The following is a 24,799-nucleotide window of genomic DNA, read 5'->3' as shown; positions in this document are numbered from 1 at the left end:
ATGTTGCTAAGTCAATTTCTCCTCAAGCATGTCAAAAATGTCATCCATTTCATCCATTTCAAGGTCACCAGCAGAGAAATCACTTGGCGTAAATTCTCGTTCGTGCTGCGCTAAACAATGAGTCATGATGGATTGGATTTTTTCTTTCAACAATGCCATGAACTGCTGTATCGTTTGTTCTTCATATTCATCTGTACAATAGGAACACGACATCATGAATCGTTTGTGTTGAACAAGACCACTGAGATTCAGCTTATAGACAGCTTCTGAATCAGGGCTTGCTTGTCGTCCCATATCATAGGCGGACGGTCTAAAGAGTTCTGTCGTCACTTCTTGATCAATCTGCCCCAGATAGTTCAAGCTGATTTCAGGTTGTACATGCTGTCCTGACGATTCAGTGGCTGTGAGGTATTTTAAAATCCCGTAGCCGATCCCTTTATTCGGGACACGCCGCATCATCTCTTTCGTTCCTTTAATAGTCTCAGCTATGGTCTGATCCGGCTTTGCTTTCAGTACGACTGGATACATACTCGTAAACCATCCAACCGTGCGGGAGACATCCAGTCCTGATAAAATATCCTCTCTTCCATGGCCTTCAAGCTGCACATGTACATGGGACTCACCTGTCCACTCCTGAACAGCAAGACCGAGCGCACATAGAAGAATATCGTTCATTTCCGTTGTGTACGGTAGATGAATGTCGGTCAAAAGATGCTCGGTTTCGGACTCTGAAAGCTGCATCTGTACTGCCTTTGTTTGCGCAACTTTTCTTTTCGTTACTTCAAGATCAACAGGTAAAGTGGTGATTGGCGTCCTGTCAATCTCATTCCAGTACTCACTTTGGCTTTTTAACGGCTTGGACTGTGCGTATCGTTCGATCGCCTCTGCCCATTCTTTAAAGGAGTGGGTTTTGGGCGGCAGGACGAGCGTTTGTCCTTGGGCTGCCTGTTGATAAAGAGACATAAAGTCCTCTAGTAAAATTCGGCATGAGACACCGTCAATGACAAGATGGTGTGTCACGATGAGTAAATGATCGCCATCTTTTGCACGGAAACAGATCACTTTCATGAGCGGACCTGTTTCGAGGTTCAACTGACGCTGATACTCGTTGGCATAGGTGGAAATGGCTTTTTTCACGTCGTTCTCTTTAGAGACATCATGAGAAATTATCGCAATCGGCTCTGTAAGCTCCCGCTGGTTGTATTGCAGGATGCTACCATTTTCTTGCCTGTATACCATACGCAGTGCATCATGATGTGAAAGTAATTTCTGCATCACTTGTTCTGTCATCGAAAGGTCAAACCCATTTGGCGCATGAAGCATCATCGAAAGATTCCAATGGTACCGACTTGTAAAGTTCCGTTCAAAGAACCAGCGCTGTATCGGTGTTAACATGACTTCCCCTTCGACAGGTGATTGGTCGGCTGTTAGTTGATCAGCTTCTTCGATATATGGGCGCAGCTCAGCAATGGTTGGATACTGGAATAATAGCTTCATATCAAGCTTCCAGCCTGCTTGTGTGAGTCTGCTTGCCATTTGGATGCCTTTAATTGAATCTCCTCCAAGGAAGAAGAAGTGATCGTGAATGCCGACTTGGCTGACGCCAAGCACGTCTTCCCAAATGCCGCATAAAAGTGTTTCCACTTCATCTCTTGGCGCTTCGTATGCCGTTTGGTTCGCTTCCATATCGGGTGCTGGCAATGCTTTTAGATCGACTTTGCCATTTGCCGTCATCGGCAGTTGGTCTAACTTGATAATCCATGAAGGCACCATATAGTCTGGCAGCGTGCGTTTTAGACTTTCTTTCAGGTCAGTCGTTTCTTCATCTGTGATGACATATGCGGCAAGCGCGTCTTGATCGCTGGCATCTTTGACCGTTGTCACGACTGCTTCTTTGACTTCCGAAAGTGCAAGAAGCTGCGCTTCAATTTCTGACAGCTCAATCCGGAAGCCTCGAATGTTGACCTGATGGTCTTTTCTGCCGAGATAGATCAGCTCGCCATCCTCTGTCCATTTCACTAAATCGCCTGTCAGGTACATACGCTCACCTGGATAAAATGGATCTGGGACAAAGCTTTTCTCTGTTTCCTCTGGAAGATTCCAGTACCCTCTTGCCAGTCCTTTCCCCGCAATCACGAGCTCACCCGGTACGCCTGGCGGCGAGAGGTCATATAACGAACCCATAATGTAAAAACGGGTATTGGCAATCGCTGTTCCAATTGGAAGCGTGCCTTGATCTGGGTTGATGATCCCGCTTGTCGCCACGACTGTGTTTTCTGTTGGACCATAGTTATTCACGAGTTGATATGGAACAGGCTTTACCTGTTTCAGCTTGTCTCCGCCTGTTAGTAAGTAACGCAAGGAGTGATTGTCCATCGACATAAACTGCTCGCATAGCTGGGTCGGCAGGAATGCAATGGTGATATTTTCGTCATTGAAATACGCATTGAGCTTGATCATATCGAGACGAATCGCTTCATCAATGATGCGCAGCTCTGCGCCGGCGATCCATGTCGGGAACATTTCCCAAATGGAGGCATCAAAGCCAAAGCCGGCATATTTGGCGGTTCGATCCGCATTGGTCACTTGGAAGGCATCATTGTGCCAGAACGCAAGATTCACAAGGGACTGGTGCTCAACCATGACACCCTTCGGCTGTCCTGTTGTTCCAGACGTGTAAATCATATAAGCGAGATCAGTTGGTTTGACATGAACCTGAATGTCTTGCGCTTCGCCTTCTACCGCATCTTCTATCAATAGGACATGACCTGTGAAGGAAGTTGGTGCAGCCAGCCCTTTTTGCATCAGAAGAACCTCTGCCCCGCAGTCTTCCAGCATATAGGCAATACGCTGGTCCGGATAATCCGCATCAACTGGAACGAATGCCGCACCTGCCTTGAGAACGCCAAGGACAGCTGCCGTCATATCAAGCGATGGGCGGGTCAGAATACCGACGCGGTCTCCTCGTTTTATGCCGTTTGAGATGAGTTTTGAAGCGACTGTATTTGCCCGATTGTTCAGCTCTTCATACGTCCAGCTCGTTCCGCGGAAGGTTGCCGCTTTTTGGTGCGGTGTCTCGTATGCCTTAGCCTCAATCAGTGCATGAACCGTTTGATCTGACAGGACATTTAGCACAGGGCCTGACCATTCATTGATCAGCTCTTGTTTTTCCTCTTCATTTAAGATCGAAAGCGATGAAATTGGTTCATTTAGCTTCACCAGCATCTCGTCTATGATTTGTTCAAAATATCGACTCCAACGCTGAATGGTCTTCTTTTTAAACAGCGCCGTTGCATACTCAAAGCGTACGCCCACTTGATCTTGTTCTTCAAATACACCGAGCGTTACATCAAATTTTGCATGAGCTGTCTCTTGCTGTTTTTGCGAAAGCTTGAGTCCATTTAGATTCGGTAACGTCATATCACGGTCATCCGTTGTCAGCATGACACTAAACAATGGATTGCGGCTCGTGTCTTTCAGCAGATCTAACTGTGCCACCAATTCCTCAAACGGGAAATCTTGATGTTCATAGGCTGATAGGCTTCGATCTTTCATTTTTTCAAGCAATTGTGCTGTCGTTTCCTCAAGCTGTACTTCATGTCGAAGAGCCAGTGTATTCACAAACATGCCTGGAACCCGTTCAATTGAAGCATGCGTACGTCCCGCTGTAACAGCGCCTATGACGATATCTGTCTGCCCGGTTAATTTGGAAAGGAAAATGGCAAATGCCGTTTGCATGACCATGTTCATGCTCACACCTTTATCAGCCATGAGTGCTTTAATGGTCTTCACCTTCTCAGGAGATAACCATCTATCGACTCGGTCTCCTTCAAATGACTGTACATGAGGACGCGGAAAATCAAGTGGCAGTGCCAAATCTTCAGGTGGCTCTGCGTATTGCTCCAGCCAATACTGACGCTGTTTCTCAAGCTGCGCTTGCTGCTTTTCTTCCTGCTGCCATACCGCATAATCTTTGTAGTGCAGCTGAACTGGCGGTAACGTCTTTTTCTCATACAGCTTTGCCAATTCTTGAATGAGCAGACTGCGTGTGACACCATCTGCGATGATATGGTGCATATCCATCATGAACACATATTTCTCATCAGAAAGCTTCGCCACCTTTGCCCTCATTAATGGTGCTTGATGTAATGAGAATGGGGTTATGAATGCGTCTATGACAGGTTGCTCATGACCGTTCTCTACTTCAACCACCTCTAACGTAAACGGCACTCGGCGATAGACTTTTTGAACGGGTACGCCGTCAATTTCTACAAAGGCTGTACGCAATGATTCATGTCGTTCGATCAAAGCCTGCAGCGCTTCTTCTAGCTGTTTTACATCAAGACTGCCTTCCATCATCAATACGGCAGGCATATGGTAAGTCACTGCTTCTGGATGCAGTTGCTGCAACACATACATCCGCTTTTGAGCAGAAGAGACAGGATAGAAATCTTGCTTCTCCGCCGGTTGAATGGATGTCATGTCCGAGGAATTCACTTCTTCTAAATAAGCTGCCATCGCCCGTATCGTTGGCTTTTCAAAAAGGAGTTTGAGCGGCACATGCTTGTTCAGCTTGGCTTGCATTTTCGAAATGAGCACCATGCCTTTGAGGGAATGACCTCCCAATTCAAAGAAGTGATCATGAACACCTATTTGTTCAACCCCAAGTACTTCTGACCAAATATCGCAAAGTGTCTGCTCAAGTGCCGTTTCTGGTGCTACATGCACAGCACGATTCATATGCACCTCGTGCGGAAGCGGCAGAGACTTCGCATCTACCTTTCCGTTTTGAGTAAGCGGGATGTGGTCGACTTTGACAAAGTACGTTGGGATCATATAATCCGGCAGTGTCTCCGCAAGCTTTTCTCTAAACGTCAGTGTTCCAATTGGTTCAGGCGATGTGTAATAAAGTGCAAGCTCTGATAAACGGGACATATAAAGTACTTTGACATACACCTCTGGAATGGATAATCGTGCACGTGCGGCATACTCAATTTCTTGCTTTTCAATACGATACCCGCGAATTTTCACTTGATCATCTATTCTTCCGAGAAACTCAATGTCTCCATTTTCATGCTGTCTGACCAAATCTCCTGTACGATACATCCGCTCTTCAGGATAATACGGATTTTCTAGAAAACGCTCTGCCGTTAATTCAGGCTGATTCAAATACCCTCTCGATACACCTTCCCCTGATATATAAAGCTCTCCAGGTGCGCCATATGGGACGAGGCGCTGCTGACGATTGAGTACGAGCGCTCTTGTATGAGCAATTGGCTGTCCGATCACAGAGCGATCCTTGAGTGTGCCTAGCTCTTGCTTTGTAATCAGCTTGGTCACAGTCCCAATGGCTGTCTCTGTTGGGCCGTAGTGGTTCATGACAGCCACACATGGATGCTGCTCCATAAATGTTTCCACATCCTCAGAGACAATTGGTTCCCCTCCAAGTATGACAAGGCGTAAAGCGTTAAATGCATGATCCTTCGAATCTGCTATCATATGAAATAAGGATGGTGTCATTTTGATATAAGTCAGCTCTTGTTCATCAATTAAACGCATGAGTCGAACCGGGTCTGTATACACATCTTCACGAGGCACATACAGTGTTCCTCCTGCCTTTAAGACAGGGAAAATGCTTGTGTAACCAAGATCGTATGCATAAGAAGAAAGCAGTGCCGTCCGATCGCATTCTTGCAATGTCACCTCATTTGTCAGCCAGTTCACGTAGTGTGATAGATTACGATGCGTAAGCTGAACACCCTTCGGTTTTCCTGTTGTCCCAGATGTGTAAATCACATACGCAAGTTGATCGGCTGATGCTTCCGGCAAATCTAGCGTGCGGCTTTGAAGTACTGCTTTTTCAACCTGCACGACTTGAATCGACTTGTGATGTTGATAGGCCCCTGCAAGAGACTCATTTGTTACGATCACTTGTGCACCTGAATCTTCTAATGTGTAATTGATACGTTCCGCAGGGAAGGCCGGATCAATTGGTACAAATGCACCACCCGCTTTCATCACACCAAGCATTGAAACGATGACATAGACAGAGCGGTCAAGAATCAGCGCTACAGTCTTTTCTTTCTCGACGCCTCGTATCTTTAGTTCACTGCCAAGCGCATTTGACATATCTTCTAGCTCGCGGTAAGTGAGCTTCCGTTGATCATCCATCACCGCAATGGCATCTGGTGTTTCCTTTGCCTGACGTGAAAATTGGACATGGAAAGGCTCATGACGATTTGTTTGCACTTCGTCTTTTTTCTCCAACCGCTCTATTTGCTCATGCTGATCAAGGATACGGAGCAAGCCGATCTGTTTCTCCGGGTGTTGGACCGCTTCACGAATAATCGCTAGAAGATGAGTTCCGAATCTGCGGACCGTCTCTTCTTTAAATAACGCCGCTGCATAGTCAAAGCTCAGCTTTAATGCTCCCTCTCGTTCAAATGCTTCTAGAGACAAGTCAAATTTGACTGAATGATGCTGAATGGCATAAGGCGAAATGTGCAGATCGCCGAGCTTTAGTGCGGGAACCTCCATGTTCTGCATGTTAAATGACACGCTAAAGAGCGGGCTTCGGGTTGTATCACGATCTAGCGGAAGGCGTGCAATTAACTCTTCGAGCGGATAGTTTTGATGAGCAAAAGCGTCAACACTTGTTTCTTTTATTTCTTCAAGAAGCTGTAAAAATGTTTTCGTTTGCTCTGGTTTTCCGCGCATCGCAACGGTGTTGATAAACATCCCCGGCATGTCCTGTATATCAGGATGTGTCCGTCCTGCAACAGGGGAACCAACGATGATATCTTCCTGCCCGCTATAGGTGGCAAGCAGCACTTGAAAAGCAGATAACAAGAACATGTACATGGTCGTATCTGTTTTCTGAAGCAGGTCATGAATCCGCTGAGTCGTCACTTGATCACAGCCAAACATGAATCGTTCTCCTGAAAAATCACGCTCCGCTGGACGCGAATAATCAGTTGGCAGCTCTAATACTGGCAATTCTCCTTCGAATTGCTTCAGCCAATAGGCTTCATGCTCCTTCTGTTTCCCCGTCTCTTCTTCACTTAACTGCCAGACAGCGTAATCTTTATAATGAATGACTCTTTCTGCAAGAGCTTCTCCATCATAGGCCTTCGCCAAATCTTGTATAAACGTTTTCATGGAGCTGCCATCTGTAATGAGATGATGTGCTTCCAAGACAAGAAGATGACGGTTTTCACTGACCTTCAACAACTGGGCTCGTAATAAAGGCGCAGCAGTTAAATCAAATGGAGATTGCTGTTCAGAAAGAAATGCTTCCGCCTCTTCTTCCTTGACATCATGAACGGGAAGATCAAATGCCGTCCAATCATTCACTCTTTGAACAATGTCTTCTCCATTCATATGAAAACTCGTTCTTAGGATTTCGTGCGTTTGGATCAACTGATCGAACGCTGATTTGAGCCGCTGATATTCGAGTGTCCCTTCTAGTGTTAAGACGATTGGAATATGATAATTCGTGCTGTCTGGTTCGAGTGTCTGCAAAATATATAAACGGCGCTGAGCTGGTGATACCGGATACTCGTCCGCCTGCTCTGCTGGTAAAATCGGATGCCCCATTTCTTCTTGACCATCCTGATCGATATATACCGCTAATGAACGAATCGTCGGCTTCTCAAAAATCACTTGAATCGGCACTTCTTTTTGAAGCACCTCTTGAATCTTCGCGGACATCATCATCGCTTTGAGAGAGTGCCCGCCAGCCATGAAGAAATGTTCATCTGCTCCTACCGTTTTTCCAAGAAGCTCCTCCCAAATTTGAGCGAGTGCCTTTTCTGTCTCCGTCTCAGGCGGAATGATTTCCTTTTTCTCCTGATAGGCTTCGTCCGGCTTTGGTAAAGCTTTTCGATCTACCTTGCCGTTCGATGTGAGCGGAAAAGCATTCATCTTCATCACATGGTGCGGCACCATATAAGCTGGCAGCTCTTGATTAAATACATCTCGCACTTCTTCTTCTGTCATTGTCCCTGTAAAGTAAGCCGTCATTTCCTTTTCATCTGTGGAAAATGAATGGACAAGCACAACCGCATCATCTATGCCCGCTTTTTGCTGAAGCACTGTTTCAATTTCACCAAGCTCAATACGGAAGCCTCGAATTTTCACTTGATCATCTGTCCGTCCGAGGAATTCGATCTGGCCATCTGCGCCATACCGAGCCAAATCCCCTGTTCGATACAAACGGCCTGACGGCTTAAAAGGATCTGCCAAGAATACTTGATTGGTCAAATCTGGACGATGGAGATACCCTCTTGCGACACCATCTCCGCCAACATACAGCTCTCCTGGCGCTCCAATTGGCTGCAATCTTTGATCATCATCTAAAATATAAGCCGACGAATGATTGATCGGCTGACCAATTGGAATCGGACCCGTTTCATCTCCTCTTACTTCGTAAATGGTCGAGATGGTTGTATTTTCTGTTGGGCCATAGGCATTCAGTAAAACAAGTGCTGGATGATGCTGTTTCACGAGCTCCGCACTCTTCACATTAATCACGTCACCGCCTGTAATTAATGTGGTTAATCCTTTGAATATTTGCGGTCGCTGCTGAGCGAGCTGATTAAATAATCCAGTCGTTAAAAAGAGCGTCGTGATCTGATGTGTTTGGATAAATCGTTCGAATCGATGAATATCCAATAAAGTATCGCGGTCAACAGGATACAGTGTCGCGCCACCCAGCAGCGTGGTAAAGATTTCAAAGGTAATGGCGTCAAAGCTGACGGCACCTGTATGTGCCATACGATCCGACTTGGTCAAGCCTAATTTCTCCTGAGAGCAAGCCAATCTCACAATATGCTGATGCTCAATTTGAACTCCTTTTGGCTGTCCAGTTGACCCCGATGTATACATGATATACGCCAAGTGAGATGGAGACGTCCTGATTGATACATCCATGTGTGAGTGATGAGGCTTACTCGTCACATGTACAGCCCTGATCTGTTCATCAACTGACGGCGGACTATCAGCATGAAGCAAAATGGATGCGCCGCTATCTTCAAGCATCCATCGGATTCTCTCCTCAGGCTGGGAAGGGTCAATCGGTACATAAGCTGCCCCTGCGTGTAGAACTGATAAGATGGCGATCACCGCATCAGCTGATCGGTTCATATACACCGCCACAGCATCCCCGGGCTGTACGCCTTTTTCATTAAGACTGCCAGCTAAACGACGGATTTCTTGTCCAAGCTCCTCGTACGTAAATGTTCGGTCGCCTTCAACTAGTGCTAGATGGTCAGGCTGCGCCTTCATACGTTCATTGAGCAGCTCAGGAATAGACAGATGCTTCGGATAATCTCGCTCCGTCTGATTCCACGCTTTTATCTGTCGCTTCTCTTCTTCCGTGATACATGTCACGTCATGAAGGCGTACATCAGGGTTTTTGGTGATTTGCTTCATGAGATTGGTCAGATGTTTTGATATGTTTTCAATGACCTTTTCTTCAAAAGCTATGGCGTTGTATTTGATTTTCAATGTCCACGTTTCACCTGGATACACAAGGACATTTAGATCAAAATTCGTTTGTTCAAATCCGTCCTTTACATCAATGGAAAAACCAAGACGTGCAGACATGGTGTCACCAGACAGCTCCTGATCTAAAGGATAGTTCTCAAACCCAACCAAATGATCAAAGAGCTGCCCTCCAGCAGTTGTCTTCTGCTGAATGTCATAAAGCGGCATAAAATCATAGTTTTCTGCTTCTAGTGCATGCTGCTGAACCGTTTGAAACAACTGTTTAAACGTCTGCTTCTGATCCAATGTCACTCGAACGGGTATCGTATTGATAAACAGCCCTGCCATGCGCTCAATTCCAGATACACTTGGAGGTCTGCCCGATACAACGGTGCCGAATGTGACATCATCAGTTGCATGATAGGTGGCTAAAAGAACAGACCAGACAGCCTGAAACAGGTTCGGGGCTGTCACTTGGCATTGTCTTGCTACATTTTGAATGGCTTGTACCGTTTGAGCATCCCATGTAAACGTCCATTCCTGATGATCGTATTGCCCATTCGCTTCTTTTTGCTGAAGCAGCCCTTGATGCTGAACCGCTCCATCTAGACGCTTTAGCCAATAGCTTTCCGCTTCTTGTTTATTTTGCTTTCCAAGCCACTGGATATAATCTGCATAAGGCTTCCCTTGTGAGCGATCCGGCGTTCGACCGTTCCGAAAAGATTCATAGTAATGAAACAATTTTTTCATTAAAACACCCATGGACCAGCCATCCATGATGATGTGATGGTTGCTCCAAATCAGATGCCAATTTGTTTCATTGAGTTGAAAAACAGCGACCTTCAATAACAGATCATTTGTTAAGTGAAATCCTTGCTTTCTCACTTGTTTTTTATATTGATCCAATACCATTTGCTGCTCTTGATGATTCAGATGTGATAGATCCTCTCTATACACATTGAGATGACGTTCAGCAAGTACAACCTGACGAGGCTTTTGTAATTGTTGATAAACAAAGGCTGTACGGAGAATGTCATATGTCCGTATGAGCTCATTGAGACTTTTTTCAAAAAGAGCGTGATCAAACTCTCCGCTTATTCCAAGCTCAAGCTGTGTGAAATAAGAGGAGGAATTAGGGTCTAGCATGGCATGATATAGCATGCCCTCCTGCATGGGTGTTAAAGGATATACCTTTTGAATCTTCTGCTTGCTCATATGTCCACCTCTTCGTTTGCTTAAAATATATCCATTAGCTTTTCAAGTTCATCCATCGTGAGATCTTCATCCCCTACATCACTAGGTGTCATCTGGGTTTCTTCCTGTGATACACAATGTGAGATCAGCGCCTTCACATTCTTTTCAAGAAGGTCCTTGAATTGTTCCATCGTACGTTCTTCAAATTCAAGATGATGATAAGAAATTGTCACATGGAGCATAGCTTGTTCGACGAAACCAACAATATCAAGTGCATGAGGTTTCTCTGATTCAGGACTCAGCGATTGTCCTGGATGCCACGTTGAGCGGCTTAACTCACCGCTGATCTGTTCATCAAACTGACCAAGATAGTTGAAGCTGATATCTGGCGCGAGATCGAATGAGATATCTTCCTTCATCTTGTCAGGGGTTAAATATTTTAATATGCCGTAGCCGATTCCCTTGTTCGGAATGTGCCTGAGCTCCTCTTTCAAATGCTTAATCTGATAAGAAAGATCGTCTGTATGCGACATATCCAGTAACACAGGATACATACTTGTAAACCAGCCAATCGTCCGTGATACATTGACCGCAGGGAGGATGTTCTCTCTTCCGTGTCCTTCAAGATGAATAAAGTGTCTGTCTTCTCCTGTCCACTCTTTCATAGACAATCCGAGTGCTGTCAGCAAAATATCATTGATGTCTGTTTGATATGCTTCATGTACATCTGTCAGCAGACTGCGTGTTTCCTCCTCAGACAATGTAAAACGAATGGTCTGTGTATGAAGCATCCTCTGATCCTCTGTCACATGATCCTTTTGAATTGGTGTAACGGGATGCGCAAGCACCTTTTTCCAATAAGCTCTTTCCGACAGCAACTCATCTGACATCGCGTATTCCGTCAGCTTCTGGGCATATTCTTGGAAAGAGTGTGTTTTTTCAGGAAGTGTCAGGATTTCCCCGCGCTTCGACTGTTCATAAAGAGCCATAAAATCTTCAAGGAAAATACGCCATGACACACCATCGATGACAAGATGATGTACAGCGAGCAGTAAATGATCCCCTTGATCCGTTCGGAAAATGGCTGGCTTTACTAAAGGTCCTTCCGCTAGCGATATACTCGCTTGCACTTCATTTGCCAGCTTTTCTACCTGCTGGATTTGCTGCGACATTTCCCCTCGTACTTCCATTACATCAACAGTTACCAAGTTTTCTTCGATTTTTCGATGACGCTGGATCACGCGTCCTTCTTCAAGCGGATACACCATTCGCAGCGCATCGTGATGGATCATGAGCTGCTCCAACACTTGCTGAACGATGGTTTCATCCAAGCCATTTGGCGCTTGGAGCATAACCGATTGGTTCCAATGGTGCTGATTCGTAAAGTTCCGTTCAAAGAACCAGCGCTGAATTGGTGTGAAAATGACTTCCCCTTCGACAGGTGATTGGTCGGCTGTCAGTTGGTCCGCTTCTTCGATATATGGGCGCAGCTCCGCAATCGTTGGGTATTGGAAAAGCAATTTCATATCGAGCTTCCAGCCCGCTTGTGTGAGTCTGCTTGCCATTTGGATGCCTTTAATTGAATCTCCTCCAAGGAAGAAGAAGTGATCGTGAATGCCGACTTGGCTGACGCCAAGCACGTCTTCCCAAATGCCACATAGAAGCGTTTCAACTTCGTCTCTTGGGGATTCGTAAGCTGTTTGATTGGCTTCCTTATCAGGTGCTGGCAATGCCTTTAGATCGACTTTGCCATTTGCCGTCATCGGCAGGTGGTCTAGCTTGATAATCCATGAAGGCACCATATAGTCCGGCAGCGTGAGTTTTAGACTTTCCTTCAGGTCAGTCGTTTCTTCATCTGTGATGACATATGCGGCAAGCGCGTCTTGATCGCTGGCATCTTTGACCGTTGTCACGACTGCTTCTTTGACTTCCGAAAGTGCAAGAAGCTGCGCTTCAATTTCTGACAGCTCAATCCGGAAGCCGCGAATGTTGACCTGATGGTCTTTTCTGCCGAGATAGATCAGCTCGCCATCCTCTGTCCATTTCACTAAATCGCCTGTCAGGTACATACGCTCACCCGAATAAAATGGATCTGGGACAAAGCTTTTCTCTGTTTCCTCTGGAAGATTCCAGTACCCTCTTGCCAGTCCTTTCCCCGCAATCACAAGCTCACCCGGTACGCCTGGCGGCGAGAGGTCATATAACGAACCCATAATGTAAAAACGGGTATTGGCAATCGCTGTTCCAATTGGAAGCGTGCCTTGATCTGGGTTGATGATCCCGCTTGTCGCCACGACTGTGTTTTCTGTTGGACCATAGTTATTCACGAGTTGATAAGGAACAGGCTTTACCTGTTTTAGCTTGTCTCCGCCTGTTAGTAAGTAACGCAAGGAATGATTGTCCATCGACATAAACTGCTCGCATAGCTGGGTCGGCAGGAATGCAATGGTGATATTTTCGTCATTGAAATACGCATTGAGCTTGATCATATCGAGACGAATCGCTTCATCAATGATGTGCAGCTCTGCGCCGGCGATCCATGTCGGGAACATTTCCCAAATGGAGGCATCAAAGCCAAAGCCGGCATATTTGGCGGTTCGATCCGCATTGGTCACTTGGAAAGCATCATTGTGCCAGAACGCAAGATTCACAAGGGACTGGTGCTCAACCATGACACCCTTCGGCTGTCCTGTTGTTCCAGACGTGTAAATCATATAGGCGAGATCTGTTGGTTTCATATGAACCTGAACATCGTGTGCTTCGCCTTCTACGGCATCTTCTATCAATAGAACATGACCTGTGAAGGAAGTTGGTGCAGCCAGTCCTTTTTGCATCAGAAGAACCTCTGCCCCGCAGTCTTCCAGCATATAGGCAATACGCTGATCCGGATAATCCGCATCAATTGGAACGAATGCCGCACCTGACTTCAAGACGCCAAGGACGACTGCCGTCATGTCAAGGGACGGACGGGTCAGAATGCCGACGCGGTCACCTCGTTTTATGCCGTTTGAGATGAGTCTTGAAGCGACTGTATTTGCCCGGCTGTTCAGCTCTTCATACGTCCAGCTCGTTCCTCGGAAGGTTGCCGCTTTTTGATGAGGCGTCTCGTATGCCTTAGCCTCAATCAGTGCATGAACCGTTTGATCTGACGGTACATTTAGTACAGGACCCGACCATTCACTGAGCAGTTTTTGCTGCTGCTTCGGTGATAATAGCTGCATTTGATCTAGCGATTGATCTGGCGCTGATACCATTTGTTCCAATAAATGAAGGAAAAACACCTTCCACTTTTCGATCGACGACTTTTGAAAAATAGAAGAATTAAAATCGAACACAAGCTCAATGTGATCAGCTAATTCATTTCCAGTTAAGGTCAAATCAAATTTGGCGATATTCTCTTCGAATGGCTGCGGAACAATATGAAGTCCGTCCATCGTTAAATCACGGATATCTGCATTTTCCATCGAGAACACCACATCAAAGATTGGATGACGGCTAGTATTTCGAACCGTTTGCACATGGTCTACCAATTCTTCAAATGGGTACAACTGATGCTCATTTGCCTCTAACACAAGCTGATGAACATTTGACGCAAATTCTGCCGCTGTCAGATGTCCTGCTGGCTTTGTTCTAAGTGCCAGCGTGTTCACAAACATACCAATGACAGATTGAATATCCGGATGAGTTCTACCTACAATCGGTGAACCGATGATGATATCTTCTTGTCTTGACAGCTTGCTTAAAAGGGTGCTGTAGCAAGTGAGCAGCACTGTATACGTCGTACTGTTGAGCGCTCTGACCAGCTCATCCAATTTCGCTTTAAGTGGCCCATTGATTGTAAATGAGACGCGGTCTCCTTCGAATGTTTGCACTTTTGGTCTTGGCAGATCTTCTGGCAGTGCCAGTACAGGCAGTTCTCCTTCTAATTGTTTCAGCCAAAACGCCTCTTCAGCTTCTATTTGTGCAGCAAACGCCTCGCTTTTTGACCAAACCGCATAATCCTTATATTGAACAGGTAATTCCTCTAGTTTGTCTCCTCGATACAAGGCTGAAAGCTCCTCAATTAAAATGCCCACAGATGCACCATCTGAAATGATATGGTGCATATCAATCAGTAAATAATGGACATTTACGGAACCAGAAACTAGACCTACTCTGAGTAGAGGCGCCTTTTCTATATCAAATGGACGGATAAAGTCATTCATCAATTCCTGTATGTCTCGTCCGTTCCCTTCGATTGTCTCAATGTCTACGGAGATGTTTGATTCAATCCGTTGAACAGGTTCATTCTGAACAAAATCAAAGCTCGTTCTAAATGCTTCATGACGATGGACAAGCTGTTCAATCGCTTTTTTAAATCGTTTTTCATCAAAAGCACCTTCAAGCTTTAAAGCAGCCGGCATATGATAGCTTTGCTCCGCATCGGTCATTTTCTCCAATACAAACAGCCTTTTCTGAGCAGATGTCACTGGATAATAGGCCGCTTCTTCTGCAACCTCCACCCGCTTGATCTCCGTTTGATCCGCTTGATCAACCTCAAAGGCAAACGTCTCTAATGTTGGAGATTCAAATAAAGACTTCAAAGTGAGCTCCACATGCATCTCTTCATACAACTTGTTCAGCATTTTCATGCCGCGCAGCGAATGGCCACCGCATTCAAAGAAATGATCGTGCCTACCGATTCGCGGCGCTTCAAGAACTTCCTCCCAAATGCGCGCTACAAGACGCTCTGTTTCTGTTTGAGGTGGGATGTACTCATTTACCCCTTGCTCACTTAAGTCAGGCACTGGCAGCGCACGCCTATCTACCTTGCCGTTATTCGTCAGCGGCAGCTCGTCTAATTGCATGAAGAATGACGGCATCATATACACAGGCAGTTCACGTCCTGCCTGCTCGCGCAAATCAGTTAATGAGACGGACCCTTCGGCTGTAAAAAATGCACATAATGTGTCATTTGGGGCTGCAATGACGACTGCTTCCTTCAATTGCGGATAGCAAAGCAGCTGATGCTCAATTTCTCCAAGTTCAATACGCTGACCTCGAATCTTTACTTGATGATCGATTCGTCCAATGAATTCAATCTCTCCATTTGACAGCCAGCGTGCAAGATCACCCGTTTTATACATGACCTCACCAGGGCGGAAAGGGTTTTTCACGAATTTTTCACTTGTGAGTTCTGGCTGTCCATAATATCCTTTGACCAGTCCATCCCCAGCGACACATAGCTCTCCCGCTACACCTGGCGGCTGCAGCTGTCCAAATTCATCTACAATATAAACAGCCGTTTGACTCACTGGCTTTCCGATTGGGATAGACAACGCCTGTTTCTCAATTTGATTCACAGGATAATACGTAGTGAAAATCGTGCTTTCAGAAGGACCATACATATGAACAAGCTTGCCTTCCCCTACCGTTTCAAGTGCAGTCATGACATGAGGCACAGAAGCACGTTCTCCGCCAAACAAAACTTTTCTGACGTTCTTCAGGCTGTCTTTTTTCATATCGATAAGTAAGTGAAAAAGAGCTGTCGTGATCATTAAAATACTGACTTTCTCCTTCTCAATCGCTCCAGAAAGCTCATTCATGTTTAAGATATGATCCTTTGGCAGAACAATCAGTTTCGCACCGTTTAATAAAGCACCAAACACATCGAACATAAAAGCATCAAATACATAGTTTGACAGACTCATCACCGAGTCATCATGATGAATGGCAAGATAATTTGATTGCTTCACTGTCCTCAAAATGTTCCGGTGTGTCACCATATTTCCTTTAGGTTTTCCAGTTGTACCGGATGTATAGGTCAAATTCGCCAAGTCCTCTGGTAAAATACCAACATCTATAGGGCTGTCTGATTGCTGATCAATTGCCTGATCTTCTGTTTCGATGATGGTTCCCTCAAAAGAAGCGAGCACCGAGCGATGGCGCAGTACTTGATGTGTCAATAAGAATTGCGCACCGCTGTCTGTTAAAAAGTGCTTCACGCGCTCATCAGGAAAATCAGGATCAATTGGTACATAGACGCCGCCAGCCTTAAGTACAGCTAGAACAGAGAGTACCATCTCATGAGATCGTTCAAAGAATAAGGCTGCTTTCATCCCTCTTTCAAACCCATGTTCACGCAGATAATGAGCCAGCTGATTCACACGGTCATTTAGTTCTTGGTAAGAAAGAATCACGCCTTCACACTGGAGTGCAGGCTTATGACCGTGCGCCTCCACCTGTGCTTCAAACTGCGTCACAATGGTTTCTTCTGCCGGATAAGGCGAAGGTAACGGATTCCACAGATTCAGTTGAGCTTCTGCTTCTTGTTCAGAAAGTAATCGATAAGATCGGATCGCTTCCTCCGGCGCTTGGACCATCTGCTCCAGCAAATACATATAATGATGCAGCATCTGCTCGGCTGTACTTCGTTTAAATAGCGCCGTACTGTAATCGAGGACAAAGGATAAACCTTGATCTGACTCCATTGCTTGCAGCGTTAAATCAAACTTTGCAATATGGAAATTGGTTTCTTCGATTTCAACTTGCATTTCTCCAATATGCTGGGCTGATCCATGATCTGGCATGAGTGTAAACACGGTATCGAATAATGGATGACGGCTAAAATCTCTTGGCATATTCAGTTTTTCAAGCAATCGTTCAAATGGATATTGCTGATGCTCAAATGCATGCATCGTCTTTTCCTTCACTTGCTCGATCAACTGCGACATGGTTTTATTTGGATCAACCTCTGACCGCAATGCAAGTGTCTGGACAAACATGCCAATCATGTCATCCAAGTCTGCATGCACTCGCCCCGCCGCCGGTGTTCCTACCACGAATTCCTTTTGCCCCGTGTACTTCGCAAGCAATGTATAGTAAGCAGAAAGCAGAACCGTATACAGTGTCGTATGGTGTTTTGCCGCTAGCTCCTGTAATTGCCTCTTTAACGTTTCATTGATTTCTTTGATCACACGATCCCCTGCAAACGACTGAATCGATGGGCGCTGATAATCGGTCAGCAGCTGTAAAGCAGGAAGATCACCCGAGAATTCCTGCAGCCAGAATGCCTCTTCTTTTTGAAAATTTTGTTGTTCTTGCCAAACAGCATAGTCCTGATATTGAAGCTTCAATGGGACTTTGACGGATCCTTCGTAAGCATCTGATAGCTCACGCAGCATCAAATCAATCGAAAGACCATCTGAAATCAGGTGATGCATATCGAAAAAGAGCAAGTGCTCCTGATCATCTAATGACTTCAAGCCAATGCGAAGAAGTGGTGCACACTCAAGGTCAAAGGGTCTGACAAATTTCTGCATATTTTCTTCCATCGTACCGCCTGTTAGCTGCTCTATTTGAAAAGGTACGGATGGAGCTACCCGCTGACGAGGAACGCCTTTCAACGTATGAAAAGACGTACGCAGCATATCATGACGTGTGATGAGTTTTTCAAAGGCTTCAGTCAGCCTCTCTTGCTGCAGCGTTCCTTTTAACCTCACAACAGCTGGCATATGATATGCAGTACTTTGCTCCAATTGACTCACCATATAAACGCGCTGCTGTGGAGGTGACAATGGGTAATGGTCTAAAGCAGGTGCTTTAGGTATCACCGTTTCAGAAGATGTTTCCGCTTGCTCAATGTAGGCAGCCAAAGCCGCAATGGTCTGCTGTTCAAATAAAATGGATAGAGGCACCTCTACATGAAAATCTCGCTGTACATGTGTGAGTACAGTCATTGCTTTCAGCGAATGCCCTCCTCGTTCGAAAAAGGAATCATATATACCAATCTTCTCTTGACCAAGAATTTCTTCCCACAAATGCACAAGCTTCGTTTCGAGATCGTTTCTAGGCGCAGCATAAACAGCTTGAACGGCTTTATCACCTTTTAAGGCAGCAAGTGCACGACGATCAACTTTGCCACTAACTGTGAGTGGAAATGCATCAAGCTCTTTGAAATAGAGCGGCATCATGTAAGCTGGCAGCTGATGTTTGATAGCGGCTTGTAGCATGTCAACTGACACATCTTCATGACGGGCTTGATAGTACGCGCTTAACACCTTTTCCCCGTCCGCTTCATCAACTACTAGTACGACAGCTTGATTCACTCCATCTACCTGCTCCATCACTGCTTCAATTTCGCCTGTTTCTATGCGGTAACCCCTTATTTTCACTTGATCATCCATTCTGCCAAGATAATCAATTGTGCCATCTGAAAGCCATCTGACTAGATCCCCTGTTCGATACATCCGCTCACCTGGAGAAAATGGATCTGCCGTAAATACTTTTTCCGTCAATTCAGGCTGATTCACATAGCCTCGTCCAACACCTATCCCTGCAATGCACAGTTCTCCGGCAGCCTCCTGTACCTGTAATTGATCATGGTCATTTAAAATATAAAGACGGTGATGACCGAGCGGCTTTCCGATTGACACATAACGCTGCTGTTCAGATGATTCGCGAAGTTCACTTAGTTCTAGGCGATGAACCGCCGCATCGACACACGTCTCAGTCGGACCATACACATTCCACAAAGTAAAAGCAGGCTCACTCATACGAACTGCTTCAATAAGCGAGTATGCTGCTTTCGCAGGCAATGCCTCTCCCCCAACTAACATATGTCTCAATGACAGACCGTCTAATTCGGCTGCAAGTAAAAGCTGTACATGGGCCGGGGTTCCGTCTGCTGCTTCAATTTGATGTTTTCTATAATAAGCCGCTAATTGAACACCATTTCTCGTTGTTTCTCGCGGAATAATATGAAGTGTATGCCCAAATAATATCGCAGCAAAAATTTGTTTCACCGATGCATCAAAATGGAATGGTGCAAGAAGCGCCATTTGAAGCTCACTCGCCTCCTCATAAATCTCATGATGCAAGGCATGAACCAAATGATGCAGCTGAAGATGCTCAATCATGACGCCCTTCGGTTTTCCAGTCGTCCCCGATGTATAAATCATATAAGCCAAATCCTCTGGTACCGACTGCTCTACAAGTTGAGGCAGCAGTTCATCATCTAATTCGATTTGCTGCTGCACGACCATTTTTTCCGAGAGGGCACGGTATGTTGAAACGAACGTTTCCTCTGTTAACACAATGGAAGCACCAGAATCCTCCACAATATATTGAATGCGCTCCTCAGGTAATGCCGGATCAATCGGTACATACGCCCCGCCAGCCTTTAATATGCCGAAGATCGCCACCATAGCCTCTGCCTTTCGATCCATTAGGACAGCAACAGGCACATCACGCGAGACACCTTTCATTTGTAAAAAACGCGCCAGCCTTTCTGCCTTTTGATACAGCTCTCCATAAGTCAATGCTCCATTTTCTGCTACAACCGCTGTCCGCTCTGCATACTTAGTGGCTGCCTCATCAAACAAATGATGAACTGGCTTTTCAGCTGGTTTTTGAAACGGTTTTCTCTGAGATAATTGCAGCAGTTCCTTTTGTTCATCTTGTGGAAGTAAAGGAAGTTTCCCGATTAGCTGATCAGGCTGGGAGACCGCCGCTTCTAGTATGATTAAGAATCGATCAAACATCTGACTGATTTCTTCTTCGGTGAATACATCTGTACGGTAGTCCAAATCAATGGTCAATGTATCTGTATCCCAACGGTCCTTTACATGAATGGATATATCATTCATTCCGCTCCCGCTAAAGATCGGTTCAGTAATAAAAGACAGATTCTCTTTTTTCTGCCACTGCATGACCTGGTATTCTAAAGAAATATCAAAAAGGCGTCCTGTAAACCCTTCTCTTTCTCTCAAATCATTCATGAGAAGATTGTAAGGGTACTTTTGGTGACGCAAGATCTTCATTTGATCCGCCATGACCTGTTTGACGAAATCCAGAAATGATTGCGACCCCTGAACAGATGCACGCATCGGAATGGTGGAAACAAACATACCAATCATCTTTTTTTCTTTGGCATTTGTTCGGTTGCCCATAAAGGTTCCAAGGACAACATCCTCCATACCGCTAAAACGATGCAAATACATATAAACAGTAGACATAAACATCGAGAGCATACTGACTTTCTGCTCTTCACAAAACGCACGAAGTTTCTCCTTCAAAGAATCTGGAATATCCCCTGAAAATCGCTCCGCATGTAAACTCATCTCGTATCCCTTATGCGGTTTTAAAGAAGCGAAATCTGGAATATTGGCAAATTGCTCATTCCAAAAAGCTTGGTCTTTTTGAAACCGTTTAGAAGTTTCATAGCTTTGCTCACTCATGATATGGTCAACGAAGGAAATCTCCTCAACCGGTGAGATGTCTACCCCGTGCAGCATGTCCTGGTATAAGTCGATGATGCGATTTCCCATTAAGATAATGGAGATACCATCCGCCACAATATGATGTGCTTTACAAAACAGCCAGCACTCTTCATCACTGATTTGAAAGACTGTAAATTCAATCAAGGGGCTGTCAATCAACGGCATCGGCTCACGGATTTGCTCATTCGCCCAAGCCCTCACTTCTTCTTCACTCCAGCCCTTCTCCATGCGAATCGGCTGTTCTTCATAAGCCTTGATATATTGAACAGGCTCCTCCTGCTCATGTTGATACACCAGCCTCAGCCGAAGGGAGTCAGTTTGGCGAATGTACGCTTGAAGCACGTCAACGACCAAAGATGGATCTAAACCTGATACCGATCTCAATCTGGCGAATCCACCCAAATTAGAAATACTTGTACCTGGATAAAATCTTTCCGTGTAGAATACTCGCTTTTGCGCATGTGTTAAGGGGTAATAAACTGTATTCATTTTCATCCTCCGCCTCTTCTGTGTTTTCTCCACCAATGTGACAACCCTGCACCCTCTATATCAAAAGAACCAAGTCTATTTCATTAAAATAGACAGAATACGGAAAGAAGCCCACCCCGAATAAAACGGAGGGACTCCCATTTTGATTCGGTAACCTGCCGACCATAGTAAAAAAACAATTTACCTTAGGACATGGCTTTGCGTCTCTACGTTTCCATAGATTTGCCTTTTTCTTCTTTTCTTTTTAAATATTTTCTATTTACGTCCACTTTATATGAAATTATTGTTTTTTTCACCGAAAAATGGGTGTAAAGATTCATGCGTTATACCGAATGAATCACATAATAATTTACGATATTTACCGAAAATAACTAATAATAGTTGCGTTCAACCGAAAATAATCGACTAAATACCGCAAAAATTTCATGTTTTTCCTTAAAATTTGCAAATATGACCGAAAATGTAGGATAGAGGTCTCCTTCAATCCTCCACAATTTCTTAAATCTTAAGAACTATATTCCCTAAAAAATTGAAAATATTTACCGTAAAAACAACACAAAAAGAGCTGCCATTTCAAATGACAGCTCCCTTGTTTCTTCATTATATTTACATCACCTTAGACAGGCCAATTGTTTTTTCAATAATGAGCAACGCAATGATAGAAATGATAATAAATATGACAGATATCGCATTGACACTCGGATCAAAGGTTTGCTCAATGTAATTAAACGTCCTGACGGGAATAGTAATCGTTTGAGGAGAGGAAACGAACAAACTGATCGATATTTCCCCAAATGACGTCACGGCTGAAAATACCCCGCCTGCAATAATTCCTGGCTTTATCAAAGGCAGCGTCACTCGAAAGAATGTGCGAATAGGTCCTGCCCCAAGATTCATTGAAGCTAGCTCAAGCCGCGGGTCCAAATTCGAGACACTGACGCCTACTGTTCGAACCACATAGGGAAAGCCAATAATGACGTGACCTATGACAAGCGCCCACAAAGATCCTGTAAACCCCATAGCCGTAAACAAATAGAGCATGGCAATCCCTAACACTACTTGAGGAATCATAAGAGGTGACAAAATGAAGGCTTGAATCGCCTCCTTTCCCTTAAAGGAAAGTCTTGCTAAAGCATACGAAGCCATCGTGCCTAAAAGAACCGTGAGAGGCGTTACGATGAATAGCAAAATCACACTGATACGCAGAGACTCCATCCATTCTGGATTCGACACGACCTCTTGAAACCAACGAACAGAGAACGAAGTCGGCGGAAATTCAGGGAAAGCATTTGGACTAAAAGCAGATAAGACGATGACAAGAACAGGTATGGTCAAAAAGAGATAAACCAATGACCCAGCAGTCCAAATCAGAATTGAAAGCAAGCGATCACCAAATGATTTTTTACGCATGCATCCTCGCCTCCCAACGCTTCAATAGATAGCTTAATAAACTGACCACGACAAGCACACAAACCAATAACGTAAAGGACATCGCTGCAGCAAGAGGCAAGTTATACACCTGCATGACTTGCTGATAAATAGACAGCGGCAGCAGCGGCTGCATTCTTCCGCCGACTAAGAGCGGAGTGATATAGCTCCCAGCTGCCAGCGAAAAGACAATAATAGCCCCAGTCACCATCCCTGGAATGGTTAGTGGAAAAGTCACATGAAAGAAGGTTCGAATTCGTCCAGCTCCTAGACTCATAGAAGCCGGTCGTAAATGACGATCCATATCGGTTAAGCTCGTCGCGATAGGCAGCACTGCAAAAGGCAGCATGACCTGAACATAAGCAATAATCACCGCATTCATATTCCACAGCATAGAGAGCGGCTTCTCAATCACATGTAAATCTAATAACATGCCATTGATCAGACCATTTTGTGAAAGAAGGACAATCCACGCAAACGTCCGAATCACAACGCTTGTCAAAAGCGGCGAAACAAGTAAGATATAGAAAAATGCCCGCAGACGTGGATGAGGTGCCTTGACGAGCACGTATGCTGCTGGGTATGCCATCACTAAACAAATCACTGTTGTCTGCAAGGCTACCCACACTGTACTTCCAATCGCCTTCACATACGCATCTGTCGTAAACACATGAATATATTGAGAAAAGCTATACGTTTGTAATGTGTTCATCATTGAATCCACGTCGCGAAAACTGAGGACGAACATCATCACAAGCGGCACTAGAAGAAATACAACAAGAAACAAACACGCTGGCAGCAGCATAAACCAATGAAATCGCTGATTCTTTTTCTTGATACGCATCACGTATGCACCTTCGAATCTAGGAAAACGATATCTTCAGGCTGCCAATTGATATGAATAGCTTCCCCAGCTTTCGGCAGCTCTGGAAATGCCGCATCAGTAGCATGAACAATTATTTCACCGCTATCGAGTCCCACCACCAAACGTAATGAGTGACCAATATAACTGACATCTGTCAGCACGCCTGATACATGGTTGGACTGAACGTCTCCCCGCTCAGAAGATATGTTGATTCTTTCTGGACGGAGCATGAGTAACTGATTTTCCTTCTTCTCTTGGTGTGCCGCTGCCTTTAACTGAACTTCCTGCCCGTTTGACTGGATTAAATGAGGAACGATAAATGCAGCACTTGCTTCATCATAGACTGCCTCAAATAGGTTCACTTGTCCGATAAATTCAGCAACAAATCGATTGTTTGGCTGGCGGTACACCTCTAAAGGCGTCCCGATCTGCTGGATTTTCCCCTCTCCTAAAATCCCAACCCGATCAGAAAGACTTAATGCCTCCTCTTGATCATGGGTCACGAGAATGGTGGTAATTCCGACATTCCTTTGAATATTTCTAAGCTCTGTCTGCATGTTTTTTCTTAGTTTTGCATCTAGGTTGCTGAGCGGCTCATCAAGAAGAAGAACAGATGGCTGAATCGCAAGCGCTCTTGCAATCGCTACCCGCTGCTGCTGTCCACCACTTAATTGATGCGGCATACGTTTCGCAAACGCTTCTAATTGCACAAGAGACAAGCTCTCCATTACCTTCTCTTTGATTTCTGCCTTCTTTTTCTTTTGAACCTTTAACCCATACGCCACATTATCAAAGACGGTCAGATGCGGAAAGAGTGCATAGCTTTGAAAAACCATACCCGTTTTTCTTTGATAAGGTGGTAAATTCGTCACATCCTGATCACCAATATAGACGACACCTTTTGTTGGCTCTAAAAAACCTCCAATGATGTTTAATAACGTTGATTTCCCGCAGCCGCTAGGACCAAGAAGGGAGAAAAACTCCCCCTCATTCACCGTAAGACTGACATCGTTAAGAGCAATCTGCTCGCCGAAATGCTGGCTGATATGTTCTAAATGGATTCCACTCATACGATCAC

General features: G+C 45.0%; 5 protein-coding genes and 1 riboswitch. All 5 genes read right to left on the bottom strand.

Annotation, left to right across the window (positions count from 1 at the left end):
* Positions 1-6: 6 nt before the first annotated feature.
* A complete protein-coding gene (locus tag ACQYAC_RS15130) occupies positions 7-10,701 on the bottom strand; it encodes an amino acid adenylation domain-containing protein (RefSeq protein ID WP_429943585.1) in 10,695 nt (3,564 codons plus the stop codon).
* Between the two features lie 20 nt (positions 10,702-10,721).
* Positions 10,722-21,428: an amino acid adenylation domain-containing protein gene (locus ACQYAC_RS15125; RefSeq protein WP_429943584.1), complete on the bottom strand. Its 10,707-nt coding sequence runs from the start codon at positions 21,426-21,428 to the stop codon at positions 10,722-10,724.
* A 146-nt stretch (positions 21,429-21,574) separates the two neighbouring features.
* A riboswitch (cyclic di-GMP riboswitch) is annotated at positions 21,575-21,665 on the bottom strand.
* 369 nt (positions 21,666-22,034) lie between these two features.
* Positions 22,035-22,838 carry an ABC transporter permease gene (locus ACQYAC_RS15120; RefSeq protein ID WP_065098779.1) on the bottom strand — a complete coding sequence of 268 codons (804 nt, stop codon included), beginning with the start codon at positions 22,836-22,838 and terminating at the stop codon, positions 22,035-22,037.
* Positions 22,831-23,700 (bottom strand): ABC transporter permease, encoded by an 870-nt coding sequence (locus tag ACQYAC_RS15115; protein ID WP_058015293.1) that lies wholly within the window; start codon positions 23,698-23,700, stop codon positions 22,831-22,833. The genes ACQYAC_RS15120 and ACQYAC_RS15115 overlap by 8 nt, the downstream gene beginning before the upstream one ends.
* Entirely contained in the window at positions 23,700-24,791 is a 1,092-nt protein-coding gene (locus tag ACQYAC_RS15110; protein ID WP_429943583.1) for an ABC transporter ATP-binding protein, read from the bottom strand. The genes ACQYAC_RS15115 and ACQYAC_RS15110 overlap by 1 nt, the downstream gene beginning before the upstream one ends.
* Between the last annotated feature and the right edge of the window lie 8 nt (positions 24,792-24,799).

The sequence above is a fragment of the Bacillus sp. MM09(2025) genome, assembly GCF_050496725.1.
GTDB lineage: Bacteria > Bacillota > Bacilli > Bacillales > Bacillaceae > Bacillus > Bacillus pumilus.
Note: the sequence above shows the minus strand (reverse complement) of the source record. Positions and strands in the feature narration are given on the sequence as shown.